The 25,792-nt window shown below is 69.4% G+C and carries 13 protein-coding genes, 1 tRNA gene and 2 pseudogenes; 10 read left to right on the top strand and 6 right to left on the bottom strand.

All coding sequences use genetic code 11. The annotated features are described in order from the left end of the window. Positions 1 to 72: 72 nt before the first annotated feature. The 4 genes and pseudogenes from fdhE to NVS83_RS21455 all read left to right on the top strand — a co-directional run bounded on the left by fdhE (position 73) and on the right by NVS83_RS21455 (position 4,477). Complete coding sequence (gene fdhE, locus NVS83_RS21470; protein ID WP_258741197.1) at positions 73 to 984, top strand: formate dehydrogenase accessory protein FdhE; 912 nt, start codon at positions 73 to 75, stop codon at positions 982 to 984. A gap of 11 nt (positions 985 to 995) precedes the next feature. Next, positions 996 to 2,423 (top strand): L-seryl-tRNA(Sec) selenium transferase, encoded by a 1,428-nt coding sequence (gene selA, locus NVS83_RS21465; RefSeq protein ID WP_258741196.1) that lies wholly within the window; start codon positions 996 to 998, stop codon positions 2,421 to 2,423. After that, a pseudogene (gene selB, locus NVS83_RS21460) lies at positions 2,420 to 4,264 on the top strand (selenocysteine-specific translation elongation factor); the annotation flags it as partial. The gene selA and the pseudogene selB, both read left to right, overlap by 4 nt. A gap of 117 nt (positions 4,265 to 4,381) precedes the next feature. Next, positions 4,382 to 4,477: transfer RNA gene (locus NVS83_RS21455), tRNA-Sec, on the top strand. A 57-nt stretch (positions 4,478 to 4,534) separates the two neighbouring features. Here the strand turns inward: NVS83_RS21455 and NVS83_RS21450 are convergent. From NVS83_RS21450 to bcsA, 4 genes are read right to left on the bottom strand one after another with little or no spacing between them, the layout of a single operon-like run. Further along, positions 4,535 to 6,718, bottom strand: a complete 2,184-nt coding sequence (locus NVS83_RS21450; protein WP_258741404.1) for a tetratricopeptide repeat protein — start codon at positions 6,716 to 6,718, stop codon at positions 4,535 to 4,537. Between the two features lie 20 nt (positions 6,719 to 6,738). Further along, positions 6,739 to 7,791 (bottom strand): family 8 glycosyl hydrolase, encoded by a 1,053-nt coding sequence (locus tag NVS83_RS21445; RefSeq protein WP_374115101.1) that lies wholly within the window; start codon positions 7,789 to 7,791, stop codon positions 6,739 to 6,741. Then, positions 7,788 to 10,592, bottom strand: coding sequence for a cellulose biosynthesis cyclic di-GMP-binding regulatory protein BcsB (locus NVS83_RS21440; protein WP_258741195.1), 2,805 nt, complete (start codon positions 10,590 to 10,592; stop codon positions 7,788 to 7,790). The genes NVS83_RS21445 and NVS83_RS21440 overlap by 4 nt, the downstream gene beginning before the upstream one ends. Before the next feature lie 5 nt (positions 10,593 to 10,597). Next, positions 10,598 to 12,808, bottom strand: a complete 2,211-nt coding sequence (gene bcsA, locus NVS83_RS21435) for a UDP-forming cellulose synthase catalytic subunit (protein WP_258741194.1) — start codon at positions 12,806 to 12,808, stop codon at positions 10,598 to 10,600. Positions 12,809 to 13,108: 300 nt separating this feature from the next. Here bcsA and bcsN point away from each other — a divergent pair, with 300 nt between their 5' ends. Continuing rightward, complete coding sequence (gene bcsN / locus NVS83_RS21430; RefSeq protein WP_258741193.1) at positions 13,109 to 14,269, top strand: cellulose biosynthesis protein BcsN; 1,161 nt, start codon at positions 13,109 to 13,111, stop codon at positions 14,267 to 14,269. Between the two features lie 80 nt (positions 14,270 to 14,349). Then, positions 14,350 to 16,830: a thiamine pyrophosphate-binding protein gene (locus NVS83_RS21425; RefSeq protein WP_258741192.1), complete on the top strand. Its 2,481-nt coding sequence runs from the start codon at positions 14,350 to 14,352 to the stop codon at positions 16,828 to 16,830. A 37-nt stretch (positions 16,831 to 16,867) separates the two neighbouring features. On the opposite strand, the gene NVS83_RS21420 is transcribed toward NVS83_RS21425, so the two are convergent. Then, a complete protein-coding gene (locus NVS83_RS21420) occupies positions 16,868 to 18,034 on the bottom strand; it encodes an acyltransferase family protein (RefSeq protein WP_258741191.1) in 1,167 nt (388 codons plus the stop codon). A 235-nt stretch (positions 18,035 to 18,269) separates the two neighbouring features. On the opposite strand from NVS83_RS21420, the gene NVS83_RS21415 reads away from it, so the two are divergent. Both NVS83_RS21415 and NVS83_RS21410 read left to right on the top strand, forming a co-directional pair. Beyond that, positions 18,270 to 19,295 (top strand): L,D-transpeptidase family protein, encoded by a 1,026-nt coding sequence (locus NVS83_RS21415; RefSeq protein ID WP_258741190.1) that lies wholly within the window; start codon positions 18,270 to 18,272, stop codon positions 19,293 to 19,295. A gap of 100 nt (positions 19,296 to 19,395) precedes the next feature. Continuing rightward, complete coding sequence (locus tag NVS83_RS21410; protein ID WP_258741189.1) at positions 19,396 to 19,941, top strand: GNAT family N-acetyltransferase; 546 nt, start codon at positions 19,396 to 19,398, stop codon at positions 19,939 to 19,941. Between the two features lie 116 nt (positions 19,942 to 20,057). Here NVS83_RS21410 and pyk read toward each other — a convergent pair whose 3' ends face one another. Beyond that, the gene (gene pyk / locus NVS83_RS21405) at positions 20,058 to 21,596 is read right to left on the bottom strand and encodes a pyruvate kinase (RefSeq protein WP_258741402.1); all 1,539 of its coding nucleotides are present in this window, start codon (positions 21,594 to 21,596) and stop codon (positions 20,058 to 20,060) included. A gap of 492 nt (positions 21,597 to 22,088) precedes the next feature. Between pyk and pyc the strand changes: the two genes are divergently transcribed. Beyond that, the gene (pyc, locus tag NVS83_RS21400) at positions 22,089 to 25,556 is read left to right on the top strand and encodes a pyruvate carboxylase (protein WP_258741188.1); all 3,468 of its coding nucleotides are present in this window, start codon (positions 22,089 to 22,091) and stop codon (positions 25,554 to 25,556) included. 56 nt (positions 25,557 to 25,612) lie between these two features. Then, positions 25,613 to 25,792: pseudogene (locus NVS83_RS21395) on the top strand (NAD(P)(+) transhydrogenase (Re/Si-specific) subunit alpha); the annotation flags it as partial.

The raw sequence follows: 25,792 nt of genomic DNA, 5'->3' as shown, positions 1-25,792 counted from the left end.
CGGCAGGGTTCCGGGTCCCGGCAGGGGCCCACGTCGCGTATCCACGTGGCCGGTACGGTTCGTGAGGACAGCATGTCAGTCATTCCCCAGCCCGATCCCAGCGTGATCGGCACTGTCTCGACCCCGCCCTTCGCGGTTCTGCCCGATCCTGCGAGCGTGTTCACGGCGCGCGCCGCGCGGCTGGGGACCTATGCCGAGGTCAGCCCGCTCAAGCCCTATCTCAGCTTCGTCGCCGGGCTGGTCGACGCCCAGCATGCGATCCTCGCCGGCCTGCCGCCGGTCGAGATGCCGGACGCGGAGATGCTGGCCCGCGCCGCCTCCCACCAGATGCCGCCGCTCGACCGGACCGGCACGACGCTCGACGACACGCTGGAGACCACGCTCGACGCGCTGTTCGATGCCGCCACGCAGGTCGCGATGCCGGACGAGGCGGGCGAGGCGCTCGCCCGGGTGAGCGCGGCGGACGGGGCGCAGCGCGCGCAGATGGTGCGCGACGTGCTCGCCCACGCCATGCCGGTGGAAATGCTGGCCGAGCACATCTATGTCGCCGCGGCCCTCCAGGTGCACTTCACGCGGCTTGCCGCCGCGCTCGACGCGCCTTCGCTGCAGCCGGTCGGCGACGGCGTGTGTCCGGCCTGCGGCGGCCCGCCGGTGGCCTCGCTCATCGTCGAGTGGCCGAACGCGCACGGCAACCGCTTCTGCGCCTGCTCGCTGTGCTCGACGCTCTGGCACTATGTGCGCATACGCTGCTGCTCCTGCGGCACCACCAAGGGCATCGGCTATCAGGAGATCGAGCAGAGCCCCGGCACCATCAAGGCCGAGACCTGCGACGAGTGCCGCACCTATGTGAAGGTGATGTACCAGAACAAGGACCCCGCCATCGAGCCGATGGCGGACGACATCGGCACGCTCGCGCTCGACTTGATGATGCGGGAGGGCCCGTACCGGCGCGCCGCGTTCAACCCCTTCCTGCTCGGCTATTGAGGGCCCGCGCCATGGATGCTCCCGCCGACGGCTCCCTCGACCGACCCTCGCTGCGCGACCTGCCCTCGGTCGACCTCGTGCTGAAGACGCCGGCCGCCCGGCTCGCCGCCGAGCGCTTCGGACGCGCCGCCGCGACCGGGGCGGTGCGCGCCGCGCTGGAGGAGGTGCGCCGCTTCCTGCTGGCCGGCCAGCTCGCGAGCCTTCCCTCGCCCGACCATGTCGCGCTGGCCGCCGGTGACGCGCTGGCGCGGGCGGCGCGCGGCCGGCTGCGCCCGGTCTTCAACCTCACCGGCACGGTGCTGCACACCAATCTCGGCCGGGCGCTGCTGGCGGAGGAGGCGGTGGAGGCCGCGACCGCCGCCATGCGCGCCGCCGTGGCGCTGGAATTCGACCTCGACACCGGCCGGCGCGGCGAGCGCGACGACCATGTGCGCGACCTGCTGGTCGAGCTGACCGGTGCTGAGGACGCTACCGTCGTCAACAACAACGCCGCCGCCGTTCTGCTGGTGCTCAACACGCTCGGCCTCGGCCGCGAGGCGATCGTCTCGCGCGGCGAGCTGATCGAGATCGGCGGCGCCTTCCGCATGCCGGACATCATGGCCCGGGCGGGGGTGAAGCTGGTCGAGGTCGGCACCACCAACCGCACCCACCCGAAGGACTATGCCGGCGTGCTTTCGTCCGAGACCGGGCTGGTGCTGAAGGTGCACACGTCGAACTACCGGATCGAGGGCTTCACCAGCGAGGTTGGTGCGCGCGAATTGGCCGAAATCGCCGGGGAGCGCGGCGTGCCGCTGGTGAACGATCTCGGCTCGGGCACGCTGGTCGACCTGTCGCGGCTCGGCCTCGCCCATGAGCCGACAGTGCGTGAGGCGGTGACGGAGGGGGCGGACATCGTCACCTTCTCGGGCGACAAGCTGCTGGGCGGGCCGCAAACCGGCTTCATCGTCGGGCGCGCCGACCTGATCGCCCGGATCAACAGGAATCCGATGAAGCGCGCGCTGCGGGTCGACAAGATCCGCCTTGCCGCGCTGGAGGCGACGCTGCGGCTCTATCGCGACCCGGAGCGGCTGGCGCAGAGGCTGCCGACGCTGCGCCTGCTGACCCGCACGCGCGAGGAACTTGCCGCGCTCGGCGCCGCGCTGGCCGGGCCGGTCGCGCAGGTGCTCGGTGCGGATTTCTCGGTCGAGGTGGCGGACTGCGCCAGCCAGATCGGCTCGGGCGCGCTGCCGCTGGAGACGCTGCCGAGCGCCGCGCTCGCCATCCGCCCTGCCGGCGGGGCGTCGGGCGGCCTGCTCAACGGGCTGGCGGCGGCGCTGCGCGCGCTGCCGGTGCCGGTGATCGGGCGGATCGCCGAGGGTGCGCTGCTGCTCGACCTGCGCTGCCTGGAAGACCCGGACGGCTTCCTCGCCAGCCTCGGCGCACTGGGGACGGCGCCATGATCATCGGCACGGCAGGGCATATCGACCATGGCAAGACGGCCCTGATCGGTGCGCTGACCGGGGTCGATACCGACCGGCTGAAGGAGGAGAAGGCGCGCGGCATCTCCATCGACCTCGGCTTCGCCTATCTGCCGACCGACGCCGGCACGCTCGGCTTCATCGACGTGCCGGGTCATGAGCGCTTCATCCACACCATGCTGGCCGGGGCGAGCGGGATCGACTTCGCCCTGCTGGTGGTCGCCGCCGACGACGGGGTGATGCCGCAGACGCGCGAGCATCTCGCCCTGCTGGACCTGCTGGGCATTGCGAACGGCATCGTCGCGCTGACCAAGGCGGACCTCGCAGATGCCGACCGCCGTGCCACGGTCGCGGCCGGGATCGCGGCGCTGGCCGAGGGCACGGTGCTCGAGGGCGCGCCGGTCGTTCCGGTTTCCGCAGCGACCGGCGAGGGAATCGACGAGCTGCGCGCCCGGCTTGTCGCCGTAGCACAGGATTTCGCCGCCCGCAGCGGGGAGGGCCGCTTCCGCCTCGCCGTCGACCGCTGCTTCACCCTTGCCGGGGCCGGCACGGTGGTGACGGGCACGGTGCTCTCCGGCGCGGTGGCGGTGGGGGACCGGGTGACGGTCAGCCCTCCGGGGCTCGGCGCGCGGGTGCGCTCCATCCATGCCCAGAACCGCAAGGCCGAGCGCGGCGTCGCCGGCGACCGCTGCGCGCTGAACCTTGCCGGCGAGGGCGTGACCCATGAGGCGATCGCGCGCGGCGACATGGTGCTTGACCCGACCCTGCACGCGCCGACCACGCGCATCGACGTGCGCCTTCGTGTGCTGGCGGAAGAGCCCAAGCCGCTCGGGCAATGGTTTCCGGTGCGCCTGCATCATGCCTCCGCCGAGGTCGGCGCGCGGCTGGTGCCGCTGTCGGCCGAGACCGTGCCGCCGGGAGGGCGGGCGCTGGTGCAGCTCGTGCTCGACCGGCCGGTCGCGGGGGCTTGCGGCGACCGCTTCGTGATCCGCGACACTTCCGCCCGGCGCACCATTGGCGGGGGCACCTTCCTCGACTTGCGCGCCCCGGCGCGCCACCGCCGCACGCCCGCGCGCCTCGCCCAGCTCGAGGCGATGGAGCGGGCCGACCCGGCGCAGGCGCTGGCCGGGCTGCTGGCGGTCGAGCCCTGGCATGTCGAGCTCGGCGCCTTCGCCCGCGACCGGGCGCTGGGCGCGGAAGCCGCCGCAGCGCTCGCGGCCGATGCCGGGCTGGTGCTGCTGAGCGCCGGCGAGGCGCGCGTCGTGCTCGCGGCCGGGCGCTGGGAAAGCTTCCGCACCGCGCTGCTGGACGAGCTGACGCGCTTTCACGACGCCAATCCGGACCTTGCGGGCATGGGCGCGGAGAAGCTGCGGCTGGCGCTGATGCCGCGCCTCGACAGGCCGGTCTTCGCCGAGGCGCTGCGGCGGCTGGCCGGCGAGGGGTGGCTGGTGCTGGAAGGAGCGTGGGTGCGGCTGCCCGGCCACGAGGTGCGCCTGACCCGCGACGACGAGCTGCTGTGGGAGCGGATCGAGCCGCGCCTCGCCGGGGTCGAACGCTTCCGCCCGCCGCGCGTGCGCGACATCGCCGGCGCGACCGGCGAGCCGGAGGCCGATATCCGCCGGCTGATGAAGCTGCTCGGGCGCATGGGGCGGGTCGACGAGGTGGCGCACGACCACTTCTTCCTGCGCGCCACCGTCGCCGCGATGGTGGCCATGGCGAGGGAGCTGGCCGAAGCCGCGCCCGGCGGACAGTTCGCGGCCGCCGCCTTCCGCGACCGGATCGAGCATGGCGAGCATGCGGTCGGGCGCAAGGTGGCGATCCAGATCCTCGAATTCCTCGACCGCCACGGCGTCACGCTGCGCCGGGGAGATCTCAGGCGCATCAATCGGCACCGTCTGGACCTGTTCGGGCCGATCGGGGAGACTGCGCCGGAAGCTTCTGGAAGAGAGGCGTCCCTGGTGGGGCGTCCGGACTTCAAATCCGGGAGGGGCCGCGAGCCGGTCTCTGGTGGGTTCGACTCCCACTCTCTTCCGCCACTCTCCGCGCCGCGCTGACCGGCGCCGCACCTTGGGTGCGGAGCCTGTGGCGCGCCCTCAGTAGGCGTCGCGGAGCTGGCGGGTGGAGGCGGCGATCGCGTTGATGCCTTCGTTGGCCTTCACGTTGCCCTGGGCCGCCAGCGCGCTGAAGATGCGCTTGGCCGACTGGTAGTCGTGGAGCTGGTAGTAGCACCAGGCGCGCAGCAGCATCATGTCCTGCTGCTCGGGGGCGAGGCGGGCATGCTCGTCGAGCGAGATGATCGCCTCGACATAGCGCCCGTCGCGATAGAACTCGTAAGCGCGCTGGGCCAGCAGGTCCGCGCTGAGCTGCAGCGAGCGGCGCGGGTTCTGCGGTGCCTGGAGCGCGGCGGCCTGGGCGGCGTTGGTCATGCCTTTGCGCATATAGGCGAGGGACTTGCCGTAGGCGGCGTCCTCGGCGGTGCGGCCCTGGCCGTACTTGATCGCGTAGTCGAACTCCGGGATCGCCTCGATCGGCCGGTTGAGCTCCATCAGCTTCCAGGCGCGGGCGAGCGCGGCGCCGGCCGAGCCGCCGGATTCCGACACGCTGCTGCCGGTGCGGGCGACCGAGCGCGTCACGCTCCGGCGGCGCGGCGGGGTCGGCGGCGCGGTGTAGGTCGTGGGCTCGGTGTAGCTCACCGGCTGGGCCGCGGGCTGCGCCGAGGAACCCTGGAACTGCGGCACCGGCTGGAACTGGCTGGTGGGCGCATAGGCCGTCACCGTGGAACCCGGTACCGGCTGGAACTGCGTGTTCGAGCCCAGCGTCGCGCTCGGCGCGCCGAGCGGGGGCGGCTGCAGGGTCGGGGTCGGGGTCAGGCGGGCGGCGGCGGCAACCAGCGGGTCGGTATAGGTGGTGATCTGGGACTGGGCGTTGCGCGCTTCCAGCCGGGCGCGGACCGCCGGGTCAACCAGGGCGACGATGCGCTCGGAGCGCGTGCCCCAGGCCCGCACCAGCGCGTTGAGCCGCGCGCCGTCCTTCAGCCGCCAGTAGGCGAGGGCGAGTCCGTAGGCGGAGGGCTCGTCGTTCGGGTCCCAGTTGAGCGCGGTCTCGAACCAGGAGCGGGCGGTGACGATCTGCCCGGTATTGTAGGCGTACCAGCCGAGTGCCTGCGCACCGGGGACGTACTTGTCGCGCATCACCACCGGGCTGAAGCGCGTGAGCACGATCTCGTCCAGCACCGGCGGGGGATCGGCGGTCAGCAGGCTGATGACGACGTCGAGATAGGCCTTGTTGTTCTCGGGCGCGCTGTCGCGCCACTCATAGGCGATCGGCTCCGCCTCGAGCGCGCGGCCGAGCGAGTTGAGCGCCAGCACGTAGCCCTCGGCCGCCTTCGGCCCGCCCTTGCGGTCCAGCGCCAGCTTGAACCATTCGAGCGCGCGCTTGGCCTCGTCGTGGCGGAACAGGTACCAGCCGAGCAGCAGCGGGTCGCCCGCAGCGCTGCTCTGCTTGGAGAGTTCTTCCATCCGCGTGATGTCGTCCTCGGGGACGGTGAATTCGGGGTTCTCGGCCGCCTTGCCCATGCGCCGGCGGATCAGGTCGTCTCGCAGCACGGCGAATTCCGGCTTGCCCTGCGCGTCCTTGCGCTCAAGCTTGAGCAGGTTCTGGATCTGGTCGTCCGTCAGCAGCGGGATCGCCTTCTGCACCGTCGCCACGCGCTCGCTGGTGTCGTTGCAGTTGGTGAGCACGTAGGTGTAGGCGTCGAGGGCGCGCGGGGTCTGGTCTGTCTTGGCGAAGGCCTCGGCGACGCGCCACAGTATGTCGACATTGGCGCAGGTCAGAAGGCCCGGCGCTTCGGTGGCGATGCGCAGCACCGTGTTCCACTGCTGGGCGTCGGAAGCGTTGATCAGGCGCTGGCGGCCCTCGGCCTCGTTGAGGCGGGCGAGCAGGTCGGCCGGCGGGTCCCATTGCGGGTCGGCGGCCTGGCGGGCGGCGATGGCGCTGCGCACGTCCGAATACTTGCCGTCAGCGTAGAGCTTCCACATCCGCTCCAGCTCGGTGTCGGTCTGCGGACCGAACAGGTCGGCGGGCGGCGACCACTCGGGATAGAGCGCGCGCAGGCGGGCGATCTCGGCCTCGAGGCGGCGGGTGTCGCCCTGGGAGGCGAAGTAGCGCAGGGCGGTCTCGTCGACCTTGGGGCGGGAGCCGCTATTGGTGGAGTTGCCGGAGCCTCCAGGGAGCTGGACTTGCTGGGCGATCGCGGGAACGATGGCTCCCGCAAGCACGATCAGCAAGGCAGCTCGCTTTAGAGACATCTCGGATATTTCTCCGCGACCAGGGCCCAACCCAAAAGATACAGTGTCGACGGGTAGTAGAGCGTGGGCTCAAACCGCCGCAGGTCTTGCGGAATAGGGGTCGCATTGAGAGCACATGCCAGAACCGCGCCGAGCATCCGATAGCCCGGGTCGGTCAGCCGCGTAAGCACGCGTCCGGTCGGAATGTCGACGATGGCGGGACTTCCCCCGTTCTCCGTCAGCCAGCTCCGGCGGAATGACTCTTGTAACTCTGCGTCCGCTATCCCTGCACGCAACAGGTAAAGAGATATCCTTAACGAATTGTAACCGAAGACCGGCGGGAACCCGTCGGCCACGGTCACCGGCGCGTTGTCGGGCGCCGAGATCCAGTCCGGCGGGAGCCGGGCCGGACCGAGCTTCGCAATGGTCAACAGCTCCAGGCCGCTCTTGGCGAGCGCCGCCCAGTCGGTTTCCGGCGCGAGCTGCGCCATGACGGGAAAAGTCTCGAAGATCCAATAGGATAGATTGAGGATCGGGCCGTCCTTGCGGTCGGACGACGAGAAGCCGGTGGCGCCCGGCAGCAGCACCAGACGGCTGCCGTTCTGAACCACAAGCTTGTGGCCGATTGCCCGTGCAATGCGGGTGGCGCTGTCCGTATATCCCTGAATTCCCCAAGTGCGGCCGGCCCTCGCCAGAGCATAGGCAATTAACAAATCGCCATCGCTCGCCGCGTTGACGTCGGTCACGTGAGGATTTGAATTCGGGTCCCAGCGCCATGCAGCGAGTCCGTCGTCGCGAATCAGCAACTCGGTACGCGTGAAACTCCATATGCGCTCGAAGTTGCTTCTGTCACCAGCCAAAAACGCCAGAAGCATTCCATAGCCCTGGCCCTCGCTGTGGCTGATGCCGCCATTCGCCTCGTCGACGACCCGTCCATTGTCCTGGACGAACTGCTTCATATAGGTCGCCCAGGCCTCCTGCGAGATGAGGGTCTGGGACTGAGCCATTGCCTGAAGAACCCCGCACGCAAGCAGAAGGACGCCAGCTAGCAGGTATCGCATCATGTAGGGCGTCCCAGTCTGCGCAGGAGAAACGCGGTACAGATACCCAGCAGGGTACCGGCGATCAGCAGCATCAGAGCATAAGGCATGATGTTGGTCGAAAGCCAGTTGGCGGCGATCATGCGGAAGTTCGAGAAGCTCAGCGGCTGGGTGACGATGAACCGGAACGCGCCCGCGTCACGCCGCTCGACCTCGCCGGTGGAATTCTGGAACGCGACCGCCTGGCCGCCGATGCGGTTCCACACCGGGTCCGAGGTGAAGCGCGCCATGGTGCCCGCCAGCGCGTCCGAGGTGCGGGCGGTGACCAGCGTCCAGGCGCCGTTGCCATTGGTGCTGGAGCCCTGCGCCATCAGGATCGAGGTGCGCGGCGGCGGCTCGTACATGGTGCGCGGGCCTTCCTGGATCCGCAGCGAATCGAAGCCGATGGAGAAGGTGCTGCGCAGCCAGCTCTCGAAGCTGTCGATGATCGCGTAGATGCCGCCGCGGCTCTGCACGTTCTCGCGCCAGCGCTCGTAGATCTCCGGCGTGTTGTGCTCGCGCGGCTGCTCGGTCGGGATGGCCGGGGTCTCGCCCGCGCGCCGGCTGCGGAAGCGCTCCAGCACGTTGTCGTAGCTCTCGCTGGCCGAATCGCCGGCGGCCTCGTCGCCGGCCGAGACCACCCAGTTGGCGCGGGTCGATTCGGCGACGCCGACCTGGTTCAGCACGCTGGCCGAGATGTGGTCGATGCCGCCGACGAAGATCGCGTTGCGCTCGCCCAGCGTCACGGAGGCGGGGGAGGCGTCGATCGGCAGCGGCGTGCCCTTGGACAGGGCGAGCCGGGCGATCAGCGTGCTCGCCGCCGACAGGGTCGAGGCGTCCTGGCGCGCCAGCACGACCGCGATCGGGCTGCCGTCGAGATAGTAGGGGAAGGCGTTCGCCGTGAAGGCGGCGAGGTCGGGCATGCGGCCGATGCGGGCGAAATTGCCGATCGAGAATTCCGAGGAATCGAACAGCACGAAGCGGTTGTCGGCCGGCAGGGTGGCGCCGGGCAGGCAGCGCGCGTCGGACTCGGTGTCGAGCACGACCTCGAGCCACAGCCGGTTGATGCCGGCGCGGAAGTTGCGCAGCGGAACGAACATGGCCTGGTGCTGGAGCAGCCCGCCGCCGCGCGTGGTGATCGGCAGGGTCGAGGCGATCTGCTGGTTCACATAGAGGTCGATGTGGCTGCCGGGGCGGACCGCCGCGGTGAAGGCGGCGTCGATAAACAGCGTGGCGTTGCCATAGGCCTCGGCGAAGAAGTCCGGCGGCAGGGCGATCTGGAACTCGGCCCGCAGGCGGCGGCCCGAGAACTCCTGGGTGGTGACGCCGAGCTCGGCGAGCCGCACATTGCGCGCGCCGTCGAAGATCGGCGCGTTGGGCGACCAGCGGGTCTGGGTGTTGATCGCTTCGCTCTGGTCGATCGAGAAGCTGTTCAGCCGGTCGATGGCGCGGTCGACATCGGCGGGCGTCGGCCCGGAGATGACGAGCGTCGGCCCTCCCAGCCGGTCATCCTGCACGAAGCTGGTGATCGGTCTCTGGCTGGCCTCGGCGAGATGGGTCGCCATCAGCCGCGGCAGCTCGGAGGCGGTGCCGATGACGATGGTCAGCCCGCCCGGCGGGGTCGGCCCCTGCGCGCCTTCCGCCATCGTCACGGACGGGTTGGGGAACTGCCCGCGCACGGCGAGCCCCTGCACCGCGCGCAGCACGCGGGTGCTGCCGCCGCCCTCGATCGGGCCGGGCGTGATGACGCGGATCGAGGTGACGCCGGTCTCGTCGAAGCCGACCGAGGGCAGGTCGTCGAGACCGCCGGTCAGCGGCGGACGCCCGCCGCTGAAGGAGATGCCGGTGCCCTCGTTGTTGATCTCGGTCCAGAGCTCATAGGTGGCGGTGACGGTGCAGTCGGTGCGGTGGCGTTGCACGACGTCGATGCGGACCAGGTTCGCACCGGCGCGCAGGATGCCGCGCTGGATCGGCGTCGAGAAGCTGGAGGGCTCCTGCGAGGAGGCGATCGGCGTCTCGATGATCGCCTGGCCGTTGATGGTGACGCGGATGCGCGAGGTCTCCGGCATCACCACGACTGAGTTGATGAAGCTCAGCAGGAAGGTCGCCTCCCGCGACGCCTCGTCGGCATTGAGGAACACGACCCAGGCGCGCGAGGCGACCTCGCCGGCGAAGATCATGCGCGGCTGCGGAATGATGTAGCGGTCCGGGCGCGCCGGCGCCGACGGCGCCGTGTTGGCGCTCGGGATCGGCGTGATCACCGGGGCCGGCTGGCCGGGAACCATCTGGAACGGCGCCGCGGAGGGCGCGGGCGCGCCCGGCTCGCCGGGCAGGTCGATCCCGGTATTGGGCGCGGAGGTGGAGGGCGCGGAGGTCGAGGGCGCAGGCGCCGCGGGGGCCGGCGGCTGCGGGGTCTGGGGCGCCTGCGCTATCGGCGCCGTGCGGTTCTGCGTGACCGGGGCAGGCGCCCCCGCCGCGGCCGAGGGGAAGCTCGGCTGGGTGAAGGCCGGCACGCGCGAGGTCGCGCCCGAGCCGCTGTCCGGGGAGGCCTGCGCCGAAACCGACGGCGCGGGAGCGGGCGATGCCGCAGGGGCCGGCGTGCTGGAGGCGGCCGTGCGGGGAGCGGGCGTCGCCGCCGGGGCCGCGGAGCCGTTGTAGCCCGGGATCGGCGGCGTCATCGAGAACCCGCCCGTGCCCTGGCCGGCCGAACCGGCCTGCTGGGCCGCCGCGCCGGCGGCGAAGAGCGCGATCAGGCTCGCAGCCGCGAGGGTGGAGAATGCGCGCATGTGCATCATCCCCGTTTGGCCGCCGCGCCGGTCGGCCGCCGCCGCCGCCGTTCCCGCCAGAGCTTGTGCAGGTGGACGAGGTAGGACAGGCCCCGGCCGGTGTGGAAGATCGACATCCGCAGGAACCGGAACGTGCCGATGAGGACGCCCGGATTGTTGCGGCGCGAGTGCTGGAATTTGTGCCACTCGTCGGAATTGGCGAAGATCAGGTCCGCGATCAGCCGGTGGTGCAGCGGCTGGTCGGGCATGAACTGGCAGCCGAGCAGCACGCCCTCGTCGTCATTCTCGATGTTGCGTATGGCCAGCGGGATCGTGTCGATGGGGATGTTGTCGGCCAGCGTCTTGAAGCGCAGCAGGGCCATGTCGCCGCGGTTGATCTCCGGCAGCACGACATTGGCGTTCGGCCGCAGCCGGGTGCCGCCGAGCGAGCCGTCCTCGATCGAGACCGGGTAGGTGGCTCCCCCGACCAGCAGCTCGCCGCGGCGCATCAGCTCGACGCGATGCGAGCGCCGGCGGTTGCGCCGCTCCGACACCACGCCCAGCGCACAGCCGGCGATGATGATGTTCAGCACGTTCCAGGCGCCGACGACGATGAGCACGTCGGCATTGAACGGTTCGGTGAGCAGCCGGTAGATGGTGACGAACAGCCCCACCACGAGGATGGCGAAGATGATGAAGAACGGGCGGCCGATCTGGGAGACGTGCCCTTCCTCCAGCGTCTCGCCCTTGGCGGTGACCTTGAAGGTCGGCTTGCTCGGGTTGGCGATGACCGACACCACGGCGGGGAACAGGTAGACCGACTGGATGTATTCGTAGAGCTCGGAGATCCATGGCCAGCGGTAGCGGCCATAGAGGTAGTTCTGCATCAGCAGGTTCACCAGCATGTAGGTCGTGGTGTAGGCGAGGAACTCGGCGCCCGCCGCGGTGAAGATCTGCAGCGAGAAGAACAGGTAGAACAGCGGCGAGATGAGGAACATCAGCCGCGGGTAGGAGAACAGCCAGAACAGGCTGCTCGAGCTGTAGCCCAGGCGCTGGGCCAACGTCAGGCCGCGCTTCAGCGGGGGAAAGTGGAAGCGCAGGATCTGCATCATGCCCTGCGCCCAGCGCGAGCGCTGGGTGATGAAGCTGGCGAAGCTGTCCGGCTGCAGGCCGGCGATCATCGGCTTCTCGACATAGATCGAGTGCCAGCCGCGCGAATGCAGCTCCAGCGCGCTCTCGCAATCCTCGGTGATGGTGATGCCGCTGAAGCCGTTGGTCTCCTTCAGCGCGCGGCGGTTCAGCACCGCGGCCGAGCCGCAGAAGAACGCCGCGTCCCACTTGTCGAGGCCGCGCTGGATGATGCCGTAGAACATCTCGTTCTCCGACGGCATGTAGTCGAAGGTGTCGAGGTTGCGCTCCAGCGGGTCAGGGCTGATGAAGAAGTGCGGCGTCTGGACCAGGAAGAGGTTCTCCTCCTGCAGAAAGAAGCCGACCGTCTCCTTCAGGAAGTCGCGCGTGGGCGCGTGGTCGGCGTCGAGCACGACGATCAGGTCGCCGGTCGAGTTCTCCAGGCCGTTGTTGAGGTTGCCCGCCTTGGCGTGCTCGTTGCGGGCACGGGTTAGGTAGCGCGCGCCGAGGCCCTCGCACAGCCGCTGGAGCTCGGCCCGGCGGGATCTTGCTTCCTCCGCCGCGACCGAATCGTCCTGCTCGCACTTCTGGTCGGTGCCGCCGTCGTCGAGTAGCCAGACGGTGAACTTGTCGGCCGGATAGTCGATGCCGAGCGCGGCCGAGATGGTCGAGGCCAGCAGGTCGGAGCTCTCATTGTAGGACGGGACGAAAATGTCGACGGTGGGCGTCTGGTCGGCGGGGATCGGCGGCGTGGGGCGCTTGGGAACCGGCGAGGAGACGACGAACAGGCTGAGGAACAGCATGAACACGCTGTACATCTCGGCGATGTAGAGCATGAAGCCGGGGATGAAGTCCTCGATCTGGCTGATCGGCGGAATGGTGCTGGTGGTACGCCAATAGACGTAGCGAAGGACGATGGCGGTGCCGAGCGCGAGCGCGATCATGCGGAAGACGCCGACCGGGGGGCCGAAGGTCTTCAGCAAGATCATCGTCAGAACAACGATGGAGCCGGCGATGAGATGAGCCTGCAGGCTGATCGGGAGCGTAATGAGGAATACGACGATCAGTGATGCGATTGCCCACACGCCGGCAGCCCAAGCCTTCCGCATCGTTCCTCCTGCTCGGTTTGCACCATGCCGCGGGGTCGCCATCCAAACGTGTCTTAGGGCCGAGAGGTTGAAGAAATCTATCCAAATTCGGACTAACCGGTCATTTGGTCGATTCCACCTCGCGGTTGCTCGGGCTAAAGTCTCATCAAGCAAGTGATTCGGCGTCTTTTCGCGGCTGTTTCCTCGATTCAGTCAGCGCTGAAGTTCGTCTCTGGTATTGGTCGAAAGCTCGAAGGGTCCATGGGACGAAGGCGTGCGCACGTACCCCTTCTGAGGTGTGTAGCAGTATCCGTCGCGCTTTTGCTGGCGGGATGCACGCCCTATGGATGGTTCGGCAACAATTACGCCGGTGGCCCGCAGGTCGCGACCACGACCATAGAGAAGCCCGTCTCCGACGCGCTGGTGCTGCCCGAGCCCGGCGCCGCGCCGCCCGTGATCGCGGTGCTACAGACCGACTATCTCAATGCGGTCGAACAGGAAATCATCCTCGAAACCAATTCCCGCACGCGCGGACAGAACGCGTTCTATGCGGTGTTTTTCGGGCCGGTGAAGGGCTCGACCGGCCGCGAGAACCTGCGCAAGGACGACTGGCTCAACGACGAGGTGCTGGACGACGAGATGACCGAGCGCATGCCCGGTGTCGCCATGCATGTCTCGAACTACTACGTGCAGAACCGCTACGGGCCGTTCAACTACGCCATCGGCAATGCCGGCAATGGCGAGCTCTGCATCTATGGCTGGCAGAGGATCCAGTCGCAGGTGCCGGTCTATCTGTTCTGGCATGACCGCGGCATCCTCGCCATCCGCCTCCGCTTGTGCCAGGTCGGCGCCAGCGAGCAGGACCTGCTGCGGGTGATGTACCGCTACTCGATCAACGGCTACTTCCTGCCCCAGGGCTGGCAGCCTTACGGGCGTCCGATGGGCGAGCCGGAAGGGCTCGGCCGCGTCGGCGGGCCGCTGGCCTATCCCTCCGGCATTAGCGGTGACGGCACCGTGCTCGACGGCTGGCTCGGCCCGGAGCCGGCGCCCGCGCGCACCGCCACCCCCAGCCGCCGGCGCTACGGCAGCGCCGTGCCCGCGCCCGAGCCGGTGGTGCAGCCGGGCTATTACGAGGGCAATCTGGTGGACCCGGTGGAGGGCTATCCCTCGGTTCCGGGGCCGGCGACCTCGCAGCAACTCGCCCCGAGCACGCAGCCGCACATCACCCGCGGCGCGCCCCAGCCCGGCGCGGTGGTCGACGAGGCGCCCTCGCGGGCGGTGCAGTCCAGCGGGCAGAACTCGCCCTTCAGCGCCCCGCCCGTGCTGCCCGGCGTGCCTCCGGTGCAGATGCGGCAGGTCTCGCCGTCCTCGTCGGGCGCCAGCCAGTACGCGCCGGCTCCCGCGCCGTCCGGCGATTCCGGCGTCGGCGCGCCCGTGCGGCTGGTGCCGGGCGCCTCGACCTATCCGACGCCGGCGAACTGATCGCATTCGCGTCACACCCGCAACTTGACCTTGCGTCGCCGATCCTGCCCGCGTCATTCTAGCCGCGACGGGAGGACAACATGGTCAAGAGCGACGATCGCCGGCATGACAGCCCACCTCGTGGACGGACTGCGGATCCCGGTGCGCATGTACCCTCGGCGCGCGACCTCGCCGTGCTGCGCGCGCTGGAGCGGAAGGTGTCCTGGCTCTCGGCCTGGACCATCCACCATGCCAACCATGTGCGGCCCAATGCCGACGGGCTGAAGGTCGGCGGCCATCAGGCCTCCTCGGCCTCGCTCTCGACCATCATGACGGCGCTCTATTTCGCCGTGCTGCGCCCGCACGACCGGGTGGCGGTGAAGCCGCATGCGAGCCCGATCTTCCACGCCATCCAGTACCTGCTCGGGCACCAGACGCGCGAGAAGCTGGAGGCCTATCGCGGCTACAAGGGCGCGCAGTCCTATCCCTCGCGCACCAAGGACATCGACGACGTCGACTTCTCCACCGGCTCGGTCGGCCTCGGCGTCGCCCAGACGCTGTTCGCCAGCCTGGTGCAGGACTATGTGCGGGCCCACAAGTTCGGCGCCGACACGCCGGATGGGCGCATGATCGCCCTGGTGGGCGACGCCGAGATGGACGAGGGCAACATCTACGAGGCGCTGCTCGAGGGCTGGAAGCAGGGGCTGCGCAACTGCTGGTGGATCCTCGACTACAACCGCCAGAGCCTCGACGCGGTGATCCGCGAGGGACTCCCCGCGCGGTTGGAGGCGCTGTTCCGCGCCTTCGGCTGGGAGGTCGTGACGCTGAAATACGGCCGCAAGCTGATGGAGGCCTTCGCCGAGCCGGGCGGGGAGCGGCTGCGCGAATGGATCGACCGCGCGCCCAACCAGCTCTACTCGGCGCTGACCTTCCAGGGCGGCGCGGCGTGGCGAAAGCGGCTGCTCGACGATCTCGGCGACCAGGGCGACGTGACGGCGCTGATCGAGCGGCGCTCCGACGACGAGCTCTCGGCGCTGATGACCAATCTCGGCGGCCATGACCTCGCCTCGCTGGTCGACACCTTCGAGCGCATCGACCACGACCGGCCGGTGCTGTTCATCACCTACACCATCAAGGGCTACGGCCTGCCGCTCGCCGGGCACAAGGACAACCATGCCGGGCTGATGACGCCCGCGCAGATGGAGACGCTGCGCGCCGCGATGGAGGTGCGCCCGGGCCACGAGTGGGACCGGTTCGAGGGGCTCGACATCGCCCCGGCGGAGGTCGAGGCGTTCCTCGGCCGGGTGCCGTTCAACGCGCTGGGCGCGCGCCGCTTCGCCGACGCGAAGCTGGAGGTGCCGGGCGCGCTCGCGGTGCCGAAGCAGACCGCGCTCTCCACCCAGCAGGGCTTCGGCCTGATCATGGCGGAGATCGCGCGGATGGGCGGCCCGCTCGCCGACCGCATCGTCACCACCTCGCCGGACGTCACCGTCTCGACCAATCTCGGCGGCTGGGTCAACCGGCGCGGGCTGTTCGCGCGAGAGGCGGTGGCGGACCTGTTCCGGCAGGAGCGCATTCCCTCCACATTCGACTGGACCTTCTCGCCGAAGGGCCAGCACATGGAACTCGGCATCGCCGAGATGAACCTGTTCAGCCTGCTGTCGGCGCTCGGCCTGTCGCATTCGCTGTTCGGCGCGCGGCTGATCCCGGTCGGCACGCTCTACGACCCGTTCATCGAGCGTGGGCTCGATGCGCTGAACTATGCCTGCTACCAGGAAGCGCGCTTCATCCTCGTCGCCACCCCTTCCGGCCTGACGCTGGCGCCGGAAGGCGGGGCGCACCAGTCCATCGCCACGCCGCTGATCGGCATGGCGCAGGATGGCCTCGCCGCCTTCGAGCCGGCCTATGTGGACGAGCTGGCGGTGGTGCTGCGCTGGGCGTTCGAGCATCTCCAGCGCGAGGGCACGCCGGATTTCGAGAGCGAGCCCGAGGAGCAGAACTGGCTGCGCGACGAGACTGGCGGCTCGGTCTATCTGCGCCTGTCCACCCGTACGCTTGAGCAGCCGGGGCGGGTGATCGACCCGGCGCTGGAGCGCGACATCATCGAGGGCGGCTACTGGGTGCGCCGGCCGGGACCGAACGCCGAGATCGTCGTGGTCTATACCGGCGTGGTGGCGCCCGAGGCGATCGAGGCGGTCGGGCTGATGGCCGAGGACCGCAAGGATGTCGGCCTGCTGGCCGTGACCTCGGCCGACCGTCTCAATGCCGGCTGGACCGCCGGCGCCCGGGCGCGCGAGCGCGGCCTCGTGAACGCGCGCAGCCATGTCGAGCGGCTGCTCGACGCGGTGCCGCGCCAGTGCGGGCTGGTGACGGTGCTGGACGGCCATCCGGCGACGCTGGGCTGGCTCGGCTCGGTGGCGGGCCATCGCACGCGCGCGCTCGGCGTCGAGCATTTCGGCCAGACCGGCACCATCGCCGACCTCTACCGGCACTACGGCATCGACGCCAACGCCATCGTCGCGGCGGCGCAGTCGATCTCGCCCGGCCGGCCGATCCGGCACCTGCGGGCATTGGAAGCCTAAGACCCTCGCGGATGGGCGTCGATCGGGCGGAGCCTCCTCAGGGCGCCGCCCCTGCCGGGCGCGCCTGCCCACGTGCGCGGGTGCGGATCGCCTTGAGCGCCGCCAGCCCGGGCCGTTCCACCGCGACGAGGAAGAGCGTGCCGAGCGCCAGCGTGCCGAGGCACACCGCGGCAAACAGCGCGGCCAGCCCCGCCGGGCCGAGCGGGGCGAAGGCGACGAACAGCCACGCCGCCGGCGCGACGATGAGCGGCACGTGCACGAGGTAGATCGGGAAGGAGAGCTCGCCGAGCCGCTGCAGCGGCCCGCTCTCGAAGAAGCGCCGCAGCGCCGGCGTGGTCAGCACCGAGACCAGCACCAGCGCCGCGCCGGCCTCCCGGAACCCGTCCATGCCGAGGTGCGACTGGAGGGTGGAGACGAGGCCCGGTCCGCCGGCGTGGTAGGGATAGGTCGCGCCGATCACCAGGCCGACGAGGCCGATGAGAAGCCCGGCGACGGGAAACTCGCGCAGGCGGCCGCGCATCTCGAACACCAGCGCCCCCGCGCAGAAGGCGGCGAGATAGAACAAGCCCGCCGCGCCGAAGCCGACGATGCCGAGCGCCATGGCGAGCGGCCGCCACCGCCCGCGCAGCACCGCGTAGGAGCCGTAGATCAGGATCGAGCCCAAGAGCTCGGCCTGCATGGTCCAGAGCGGGTTGTTGAAGCGGGTCGTGCCGTTCAGGAACACGCCGACGCCGCCCTCCCAGATCGCCTGCGACAGCGGCGGGATGGGCGGCTGGTAGGTCCAGCGGAACCATGAGCTGGTGCTGATCGCCTGCGCCTCGCGCGCGGCGTCCGGGAAACCGTTGAGCCACGCCCAGGCCAGCGCCGATGAGGCGAGGGCGGGCAGGCCGAGGCGCAGATAGCGCAGGAAGATCATCAGCGGCGCCTCGCGCGCGCTTTTCGGGCTCGAGGCGGCGAGCACGAAACCGGACAGCACGAAGAACACGGCGACCGCGAAATGCCCGTTCCACAGCACGGCGAGCGGCGTGTCGAAGGCGGTGAAGCCAGTGCGCGCCCTGTCGGAGAACCGGCCGGGAGCGAAGGCGTAGAAGAAGTGGAATGCCACCACCGAGCACGCGGCGACGCCGCGCAGCCCGTCGAGGCAGGTCACGCGCTCCGTCTTCGCGGGGGCGCCGGCGAGGGTGGCGGGCATCGAGGCGGGCATGGTGCGGGCCTTGGCGGGCGGAAGGGAGCGGGTGGCGATCTAATATCGCCTCATCGCACGCATCAATGCTCCAGCCGCCGTCCGGCGCCGACGATCCACCCTGCCACGCGCGTCGTTCATAAAGGGCAAACCATATTCAGCGCTTTATGGAGCCGAAGCCTTCGCCGTCCATCGATCCGCCGTGTTGGGGCGGCATTGAGGGGCGATCCATGTGAGGCGTCGGGAGCTCCGGGTCGTGAGTAAGCTGCTGGCCAGATTTGGAATATGCGCGCTTCTGCTGGCGTCGCTGGCGCTCGCCGGTTGCGCCTCCATCGATAGCGACGATCGCGGCGCGGTGCCGCTGAACGGCAAGATCCTGTCGGAGATGTCGGAGAAGGGCATGACGCCCGAAGACCCGATCATGATCCGCATCTACAAGCAGGAGAGCGAGCTCGAGGTGTGGAAGCGCACCAATCGCAACACCTACGCCCTGCTCAAGACCTATCCGATGTGCCGCTGGTCGGGAAAGCTCGGGCCGAAGACCAGTGAGGGCGACCGGCAGGCGCCGGAAGGCTTCTACACCATCACCCGCGCCCAGCTTAATCCGCGCTCGCAATTCTACCTGTCGTTCAATCTCGGCTACCCGAACGAGCTGGAGAGCGCGCTCGGCTACACCGGCAGCGCGCTCATGGTGCACGGGGCCTGCACCTCGGCCGGCTGCTACGCCATGACCGACGGCGGCGTGGCGGAGATCTACGCGCTGGCGCGCGAGGCGCTGAAGGGCGGGCAGGAGGAATTCCAGGTGCAGGCGCTGCCGTTCCGCATGACGCCGGCCAATTTCGCTGCCCACCGCAACGACCCGAACGTGCCGTTCTGGCGTAATCTGGAGGAGGGCGTCGACTATTTCGACATGACGCGCCGCCCGCCGGTCGTCACCGCCTGCGCCGGGCGCTACCGCTTCACCGCCCAGCCCTCGCCGGAGGATGCGGCGCTCGACCCGCTCGGCGCCTGCCCGGCCGATCCTAGCAGCCAGCAGATCGCGCAGCAGCTCGAGCAGCGCCAGCTCGCCGAGACGGCGCAGATGGTCGCCGTCGCCGCCGCCAATCCGGCGATCGCCCCGCCCTATGTCGATGGCGGCATGCATGAGAGCTTCCGCGAGGTGCTGCGACGCTCCGGGCCGGAGAAGCTGTCCGCGATGACCTCGAGCAAGATCCCCGTCAGCCGCCCCGACGCGGCGCTGGCCGATCCCTATAGCGGCGAGATCGTCACCGCCAGCCAGTGAGCCGGCGGCTCACAATCCGCAAGGAAGGACAGCGGCGTACGGCTCGGCTATAGCCCGTGCGGGCGGGGAGTGTCCCGCGCCGCAGCTGCGGGATCGGATGATGAGCGAATGTCTTCGCGGTGAGGGCCTCGTGGTGCGCGGCGCGTGCGAGGCCGACATGGCGGGTGTGCAGTCGATCTATGCCCATCACGTGCGCCACGGGCTGGCGAGCTTCGAGGAGGAGCCGCCCCCGCTCGCGGAGATGCTGCGCCGGCGCGCCGCCGTGATCGAGGCCGGGCTGCCCTATCTCGTCGCCGTCTCGACCGGGGATATTGCCGGCTATGCCTATGCCACCGCCTACCGGCCGCGGCGGGCCTATCGCTTCACGGTGGAGGATTCGGTCTATGTCGCCGAGGGGCAGGGCGGGCGCGGCATCGGCGGCCGGCTGCTCGGCGCGCTGATCGCGCGCTGCGAAGAGGGGCCGTGGCGGCAGATGATCGCGGTGATCGGCAACAGCGCCAATGAGGGCTCGATCGCGCTGCACCGCCGGCACGGCTTCGCCGATGTCGGCACGTTCCGCTCGATCGGCTTCAAGCACGGGCGCTGGGTGGACACGGTGCTGATGCAGCGCGCGCTGGGCGCGGGCGACACGACCCCACCGGCCTGATCCCCCGCCCGCGTAATCCTCGCCAGCGTATCGCTATTCCGCGCCTGACCCCGAAACGAGAAAAGCCCTCCCGAAGGAGGGCCTTTCCGTCCAGCCGTTCGTCGTGGCAGCAGGCCTTACTCGGCCTCGTTCGCGACGGGCGCGGAGCGGAGCACCGAAGCGTCGTCGGCCTTCGCCGCGGCGCGGCGCGGGACCTCGACCGGCTTCGAGCCGCTCGGAAGCTGCGCCATCATCGCCTTGTCGAGGGTGATGAGGCGCAGCACGTTGGTGGTGCCGGGGGTGGCGAAGGGCACGCCCGCGGTGATGGCGATGCAGTTGCCTTCCTTGGCGAAGCCGTGCTCCAGCGTCACCTGGGTCGCCTTGGTCGCCATCTCGCCGAAGGTGTGGATCTCCTCCGGAGCGTGGACGACGTGCACGCCGTAGGACATGACCAGCCGCCGCGCGGTGGAGAGCTGGCTGGCGATGCCGATGATCGGGATGCGCGGGCGCTCGCGCGCGGCGTGCAACGTCGTGGTGCCGGAGAGCGTGTAGGTGACGATGGCCGCGGCATTGACCGAGTTGGCCGCCTGGTAGGCGGCCTGCGTCACCGCATCGGCGACCGAGTGGCCGGAATCGGGGCGCTGCGATTCGATGATCGCGCGGTAGCCCGGGTCCTGCTCCACCTGCTTGATGATGCGGTCCATCATCGCCACGGCCTCGACCGGGTACTGGCCGGCCGCGCTCTCGGCGGAGAGCATGACCGCGTCGGCGCCGTCATAGACCGCGGTGGCGACGTCGGACACTTCGGCGCGGGTCGGCACCGGGGCGCTGATCATCGATTCCAGCATCTGGGTGGCGACGATCACCGGCTTGCCGAGTCGGCGCGATTCGCGGATGACGCGCTTCTGCAGCGCCGGGATTTCCGGCAGCGACAGCTCGACGCCGAGATCGCCGCGCGCGACCATGATGCTGTCCGACAGCTCGGTCAGGCGGGTGAGGTGCTCGACCGCGAGCGGCTTCTCCAGCTTCAGGTTCACCTGGGCGCGGCCCTGGATGAGCTCCTTGGCGTCGATCACGTCCTGCGGGCTCTGCACGAAGGAGAGCGCGATCCACTCCACGCCGAGGTCGAGGGCGAAGAACAGGTCGGAGCGGTCCTTGTCGGTGAGCGCCGAGACCGGCAGCAGCACGTCGGGGACGTTGAAGCCCTTGTTGTTCGAGAGCTTGTTGCCGGCGATGACCTCGGCGTCGATGTAGCCGGAGCCCTTGCGGACCACGCGCACGCGTACCTTGCCGTCGTCGAGCAGCACGGTCGAGCCCTCGTGCAGGGCCTCGATGATCTCCGGGTGCGGGATAGGCACCCGCTTCTCGTCGCCGGGCGCCGGGTCGGTGTCGAAGCGCAGCGTCGAGCCGGCGGTGATGTTGATGAAGCCGTCGACGAACTTGCCGAGGCGAAGCTTCGGGCCCTGCAGGTCGGCGAGCACGCCTATGGGGCGTCCGACCTCCTTCTCGAGCGCCCGCACGGCGCCCAGCACGCGGCCATGGTTCTCCTGCGTGCCATGGCTGAAGTTGAGCCGGAATACATCGACCCCGGCCTCGAACAGCGCCTTGATCATTTCCGGGCTCGACGATGCCGGCCCGAGCGTCGCCACGATCTTCGTCGCGCGTTCCCGCCGCATAACCATGGGTAATCCTCCGTCGTGAAGCGTGCCGGCGCGCAGCCAGCATCTCAGCTATGAACCAAAACGGGACAGTTGTCGCTTAGTTGTTATCTTGCACTGCAGCGTGTCGGTTTGGCGACGACACCGTTCACAACTTCGCGCTCGCTCGCGGGGACGCGACTTGAATCGATGTTGTGCCGCGCAATTCCTTTCGCATTGCAGCAATTCAGTGCCGTCAGGCCGGCTTGCCGGCTCTCGGCATGGCATTTCGCCGGGAATGGACAGCAGGTCGACCGCCGGGACGCGAAATCAACTTGATGGTATCCGTAATTCTGTATACCAATAGGAAGTCCGCGCAAGCGGGTCGGTGCGATAATTCTCCGGCATGGCTCATGCATCGCCGGAGGGACGGACCGGCAGGGCGGCGGCGTCACGTTCATCATTGTCCGAAGCCAGGATGTAGGTCCCGAAACGTCGTTCCCCGACCGCAACCACAGGCCCGGTCCCGCCATGACCCGCACGATCAAGAAGCTGCTCGTCGCCAACAGATCAGAGATCGCGATCCGCGTTTTCCGGGCCGCGACCGAACTCGGCATCTCGACCGTCGCCATCTATGCCGAGGAAGACAAGCTTTCGCTGCACCGCTTCAAGGCGGACGAGGCCTATCTCGTCGGCCGGGGCCCGTGGCTGGAGCGGCCGCTCGGGCCGATCGACGCCTATCTCTCGATCGACGAGGTGATCCGGGTCGCGAAGGAAGCGAAGGTCGACGCCATCCATCCCGGCTACGGATTCCTGTCCGAGAGCCCGGAATTCGCCGAGGCCTGCGCGGCCGCGGGCATCATCTTCATCGGCCCCTCGCCGCAGACCATGCGCACGCTCGGCAACAAGGTGGCGGCGCGCAACCTCGCCATCTCGGTCGACGTGCCGGTGATGCCGGCGACCGAGCCGCTGCCGGACGACGACGCCCAGGTGCTGGAGGCGGCGCGCAAGGTCGGCTACCCGGTCATGCTCAAGGCGAGCTGGGGTGGCGGCGGGCGCGGCATGCGCCCGATCGAGAGCGAGGACAAGCTGCTCGACGCGGTGATGACCGCCAAGCGCGAAGCCAAGGCCGCCTTCGGCAAGGACGAGGTCTATCTCGAAAAGCTGGTGCGCCGCGCGCGCCATGTCGAGGTGCAGATCCTTGGCGACACCCATGGCAACCTCGTCCATGTGTTCGAGCGCGACTGCTCGATCCAGCGCCGCAACCAGAAGGTGATCGAGCGCGCCCCGGCTCCCTATGTCGACGCGGCGACCCGCAAGGGCCTGAACGACGCCGCGCTCGCCATCGGCCGGGCGACCGACTATGTCGGCGCCGGCACGGTCGAGTTCCTGATGGATGCCGACACCGGCGCCTTCTACTTCATCGAGGTCAATCCGCGCATCCAGGTCGAGCATACGGTGACCGAGGTCGTCACCGGCCTCGACCTCATCAAGGCGCAGATCCGCATCCTCGAAGGCGGGCATATCGGCAATGTCGCGCAGACCGGCATTCCCGAGCAGGAAGAGATCCGGCTCAACGGCCACGCCATGCAGTGCCGCATCACCACCGAGGACCCGGAGAACAATTTCGTTCCCGATTACGGGCGCATCACCGCCTATCGCGGCGCCATGGGCTTCGGCATCCGCGTCGACGGCGGCACCGCCTATTCGGGCGCGGTGGTCACGCGCTTCTACGACCCGATGCTGGAGAAGGTGACCGCCTGGGCGCCCTCCAGCGACGAGGTGATCGCGCGCATGTACCGGGCGCTGCGCGAGTACCGCATCCGCGGCGTGGCGACCAACCTGCCGTTCCTCGAGAACGTGCTCACCCATCCCGACTTCACCGGCTGCCGCTACACCACGCGCTTCATCGACACCACGCCCGAGCTGTTCGACTTCGGCGGCCGGCGCGACCGTGCGACCAAACTGCTCGCCTGGATCGCCGACGTCACGGTGAACGGGCACCCGGAGGTGAAGGGTCGCGCGAAGCCTGCCGCCACCGCGCGTGTGCCGGAGGCGCCGTCCTTCCTCAACGAGCCCGCGCCGGGCACCCGCCAGCTTCTCGACCGGCTCGGCCCGAAGGGTTTCGCCGACTGGATGCTGGCGCAGGAGCGCGTGCTCGTCACCGACACCACGATGCGCGACGCGCATCAGTCGCTGCTCGCCACCCGCATGCGCTCCTACGACCTCGCGCAGGTCGCCGATTCCTATGCGCGCGGCCTGCCGGAGCTGCTCTCGCTGGAGTGCTGGGGCGGGGCGGCGTTCGACGTCGCCATGCGCTTCCTGTCCGAGGACCCGTGGGAGACGCTGGCGAAGATCCGCGAGAGCGTGCCCAACATCCTCACCCAGACCCTGGTGCGCGGGGCGAACGGCGTCGGCTACGCCAACTACCCCGACAATGTGGTGCGCTTCTTCATCCGCCAGGCGGCGGATGCGGGCATGGACATCTTCCGCGTCTTCGACTGCCTCAACTGGATCGAGAACATGCGGGTCTCGATCGACGAGGCGCTGAAGACCGGCAAGCTGGTCGAGGGCGCCATCTGCTATGCCGGCGACATGCTCGACCCGGCGCGGTCGAAATACGACCTGAAATACTACGTCTCCATGGCCAGGGAGCTGGAGAAGACCGGCATCCACATCCTCGGCCTCAAGGACATGGGCGGCCTCGTCAAGCCGGCGGCGGCGCGCGTGCTGTTCAAGGCGCTGAAGGAGGAGGTGGGTCTGCCGATCCACTTCCACACCCACGACACGTCGGGCATCGCCGGCGCCTCGGTGCTGGCCGCGGTCGAGGCCGGGGTCGACGCGGTCGACCTCGCCATGGACGCGATGTCGGGCATGACCTCGCAGCCCTGCCTCGGCTCGATCGTCGAGGCGCTGCGCGGCTCGGCGCGCGACACCGGGCTCGACCCGGAGGCGATCCGGCGCATCAGCTTCTACTGGGAGGGCGTGCGCGCCCAGTACGCCGCCTTCGAGAGCGACCTGAAGGGGCCGGCCTCCGAGGTCTACCTGCACGAGATGCCCGGCGGGCAGTTCACCAACCTCAAGGAGCAGGCGCGCTCCATGGGGCTGGAGAGCCGCTGGCACGAGGTGGCGAAAGCCTATCGCGACGCCAACGACCTGTTCGGCGACATCATCAAGGTCACGCCCTCCTCCAAGGTAGTGGGCGACCTCGCGCTGATGATGGTGAGCCAGGGGCTGTCCGCCGCCGACGTGCTCGATCCCAAACGCGACGTCGCCTTCCCGGCTTCGGCGGTGGCGATGCTGCACGGCGAATACGGGCAGCCGCTCGGCGGGTGGCCGCAGGCGCTGCAGGCCAAGGCGCTGAAGGGCGAGCCGCCGATCACGGTGCGCTACGGCTCGCTGCTGGAGGACGCCGATCTCGACGCCGAGCGCGCGGAAGCCTCGAAGCTGGTCGGCCACGAGGCCGACGACCGCGAGCTCGCCTCCTATCTGATGTACCCCAAGGTGTTCGCCGACTTCGCGCCGGTGGTCGCCAAGTTCGGGCCGGTCTCCGCGCTGCCCACCCCTGTCTTCTTCTACGGCATGAAGCCGGGCGAGGAGGCGACGGTCGAGATCGAGCGCGGCAAGACGCTGATGGTGCGGCTCACCGCGGTGGGCGAGACGCGCGACGACGGCCTCGTCGAGGTGTTCTTCGAGCTCAACGGCCAGCCGCGCATGGTGGTCGTCGTCGACCGCGACGCGGTGCCGAAGGTCGCCGGGCGGCGCAAGGCGGAGGAGGGCAACGACCTCCACGTCGCCGCGCCCATGCCCGGCACCATCTCCTCGCTCGGCGTGCATAGCGGGCAGGTGGTGGGCGCGGGCGACGTGCTGCTCACCATCGAGGCGATGAAGATGGAGACCGCGATCCATGCCCCGCGCGGGGGCACGGTGCAGGAGATCCTGGTGGCGCCGGGCAACGCCATCGACGCCAAGGACCTGCTGGTGGTGCTGGAAGAGTGAGCTTCGGAACGATCGAACAATAACCGGCTAACGAAACGACTGAAGGGAGGAAGGGAATGCGGCTGGCGATAGTGAAGGAAGACCCATCGGTCGACCCCCGCGTGGCGGGGTCCCCGGACACGGTGAAGCGCTATGTGGGCCTTGGGGCCGACGTTGTTGTTTCGTCGGGTGCGGGTTCGGCGTCGGGCGTGGGCGACGGGGAGTATGAGGGCGCGGGGGCGTCGGTGGTGGCGGAC

The sequence above is a fragment of the Ancylobacter mangrovi genome (assembly GCF_024752335.1).
GTDB lineage: Bacteria > Pseudomonadota > Alphaproteobacteria > Rhizobiales > Xanthobacteraceae > Ancylobacter > Ancylobacter mangrovi.
Note: the sequence above shows the minus strand (reverse complement) of the source record. Positions and strands in the feature narration are given on the sequence as shown.

Bases quoted from the DNA above. Each gene is read 5' to 3' on its own strand.
- fdhE (WP_258741197.1), top strand. From the start codon at position 73: ATGTCAGTCATTCCCCAGCCCGATCCCAGCGTGATCGGCACTGTCTCG.
- selA (WP_258741196.1), top strand. From the start codon at position 996: ATGGATGCTCCCGCCGACGGCTCCCTCGACCGACCCTCGCTGCGCGAC.
- NVS83_RS21445 (WP_374115101.1), bottom strand. From the start codon at position 7,791: ATGATGCGATACCTGCTAGCTGGCGTCCTTCTGCTTGCGTGCGGGGTT.
- NVS83_RS21440 (WP_258741195.1), bottom strand. From the start codon at position 10,592: ATGCGCGCATTCTCCACCCTCGCGGCTGCGAGCCTGATCGCGCTCTTC.
- bcsA (WP_258741194.1), bottom strand. From the start codon at position 12,808: ATGCGGAAGGCTTGGGCTGCCGGCGTGTGGGCAATCGCATCACTGATC.
- NVS83_RS21425 (WP_258741192.1), top strand. From the start codon at position 14,350: ATGGTCAAGAGCGACGATCGCCGGCATGACAGCCCACCTCGTGGACGG.
- NVS83_RS21420 (WP_258741191.1), bottom strand. From the start codon at position 18,034: ATGCCCGCCTCGATGCCCGCCACCCTCGCCGGCGCCCCCGCGAAGACG.
- NVS83_RS21410 (WP_258741189.1), top strand. From the start codon at position 19,396: ATGAGCGAATGTCTTCGCGGTGAGGGCCTCGTGGTGCGCGGCGCGTGC.
- pyk (WP_258741402.1), bottom strand. From the start codon at position 21,596: ATGCGGCGGGAACGCGCGACGAAGATCGTGGCGACGCTCGGGCCGGCA.
- pyc (WP_258741188.1), top strand. From the start codon at position 22,089: ATGACCCGCACGATCAAGAAGCTGCTCGTCGCCAACAGATCAGAGATC.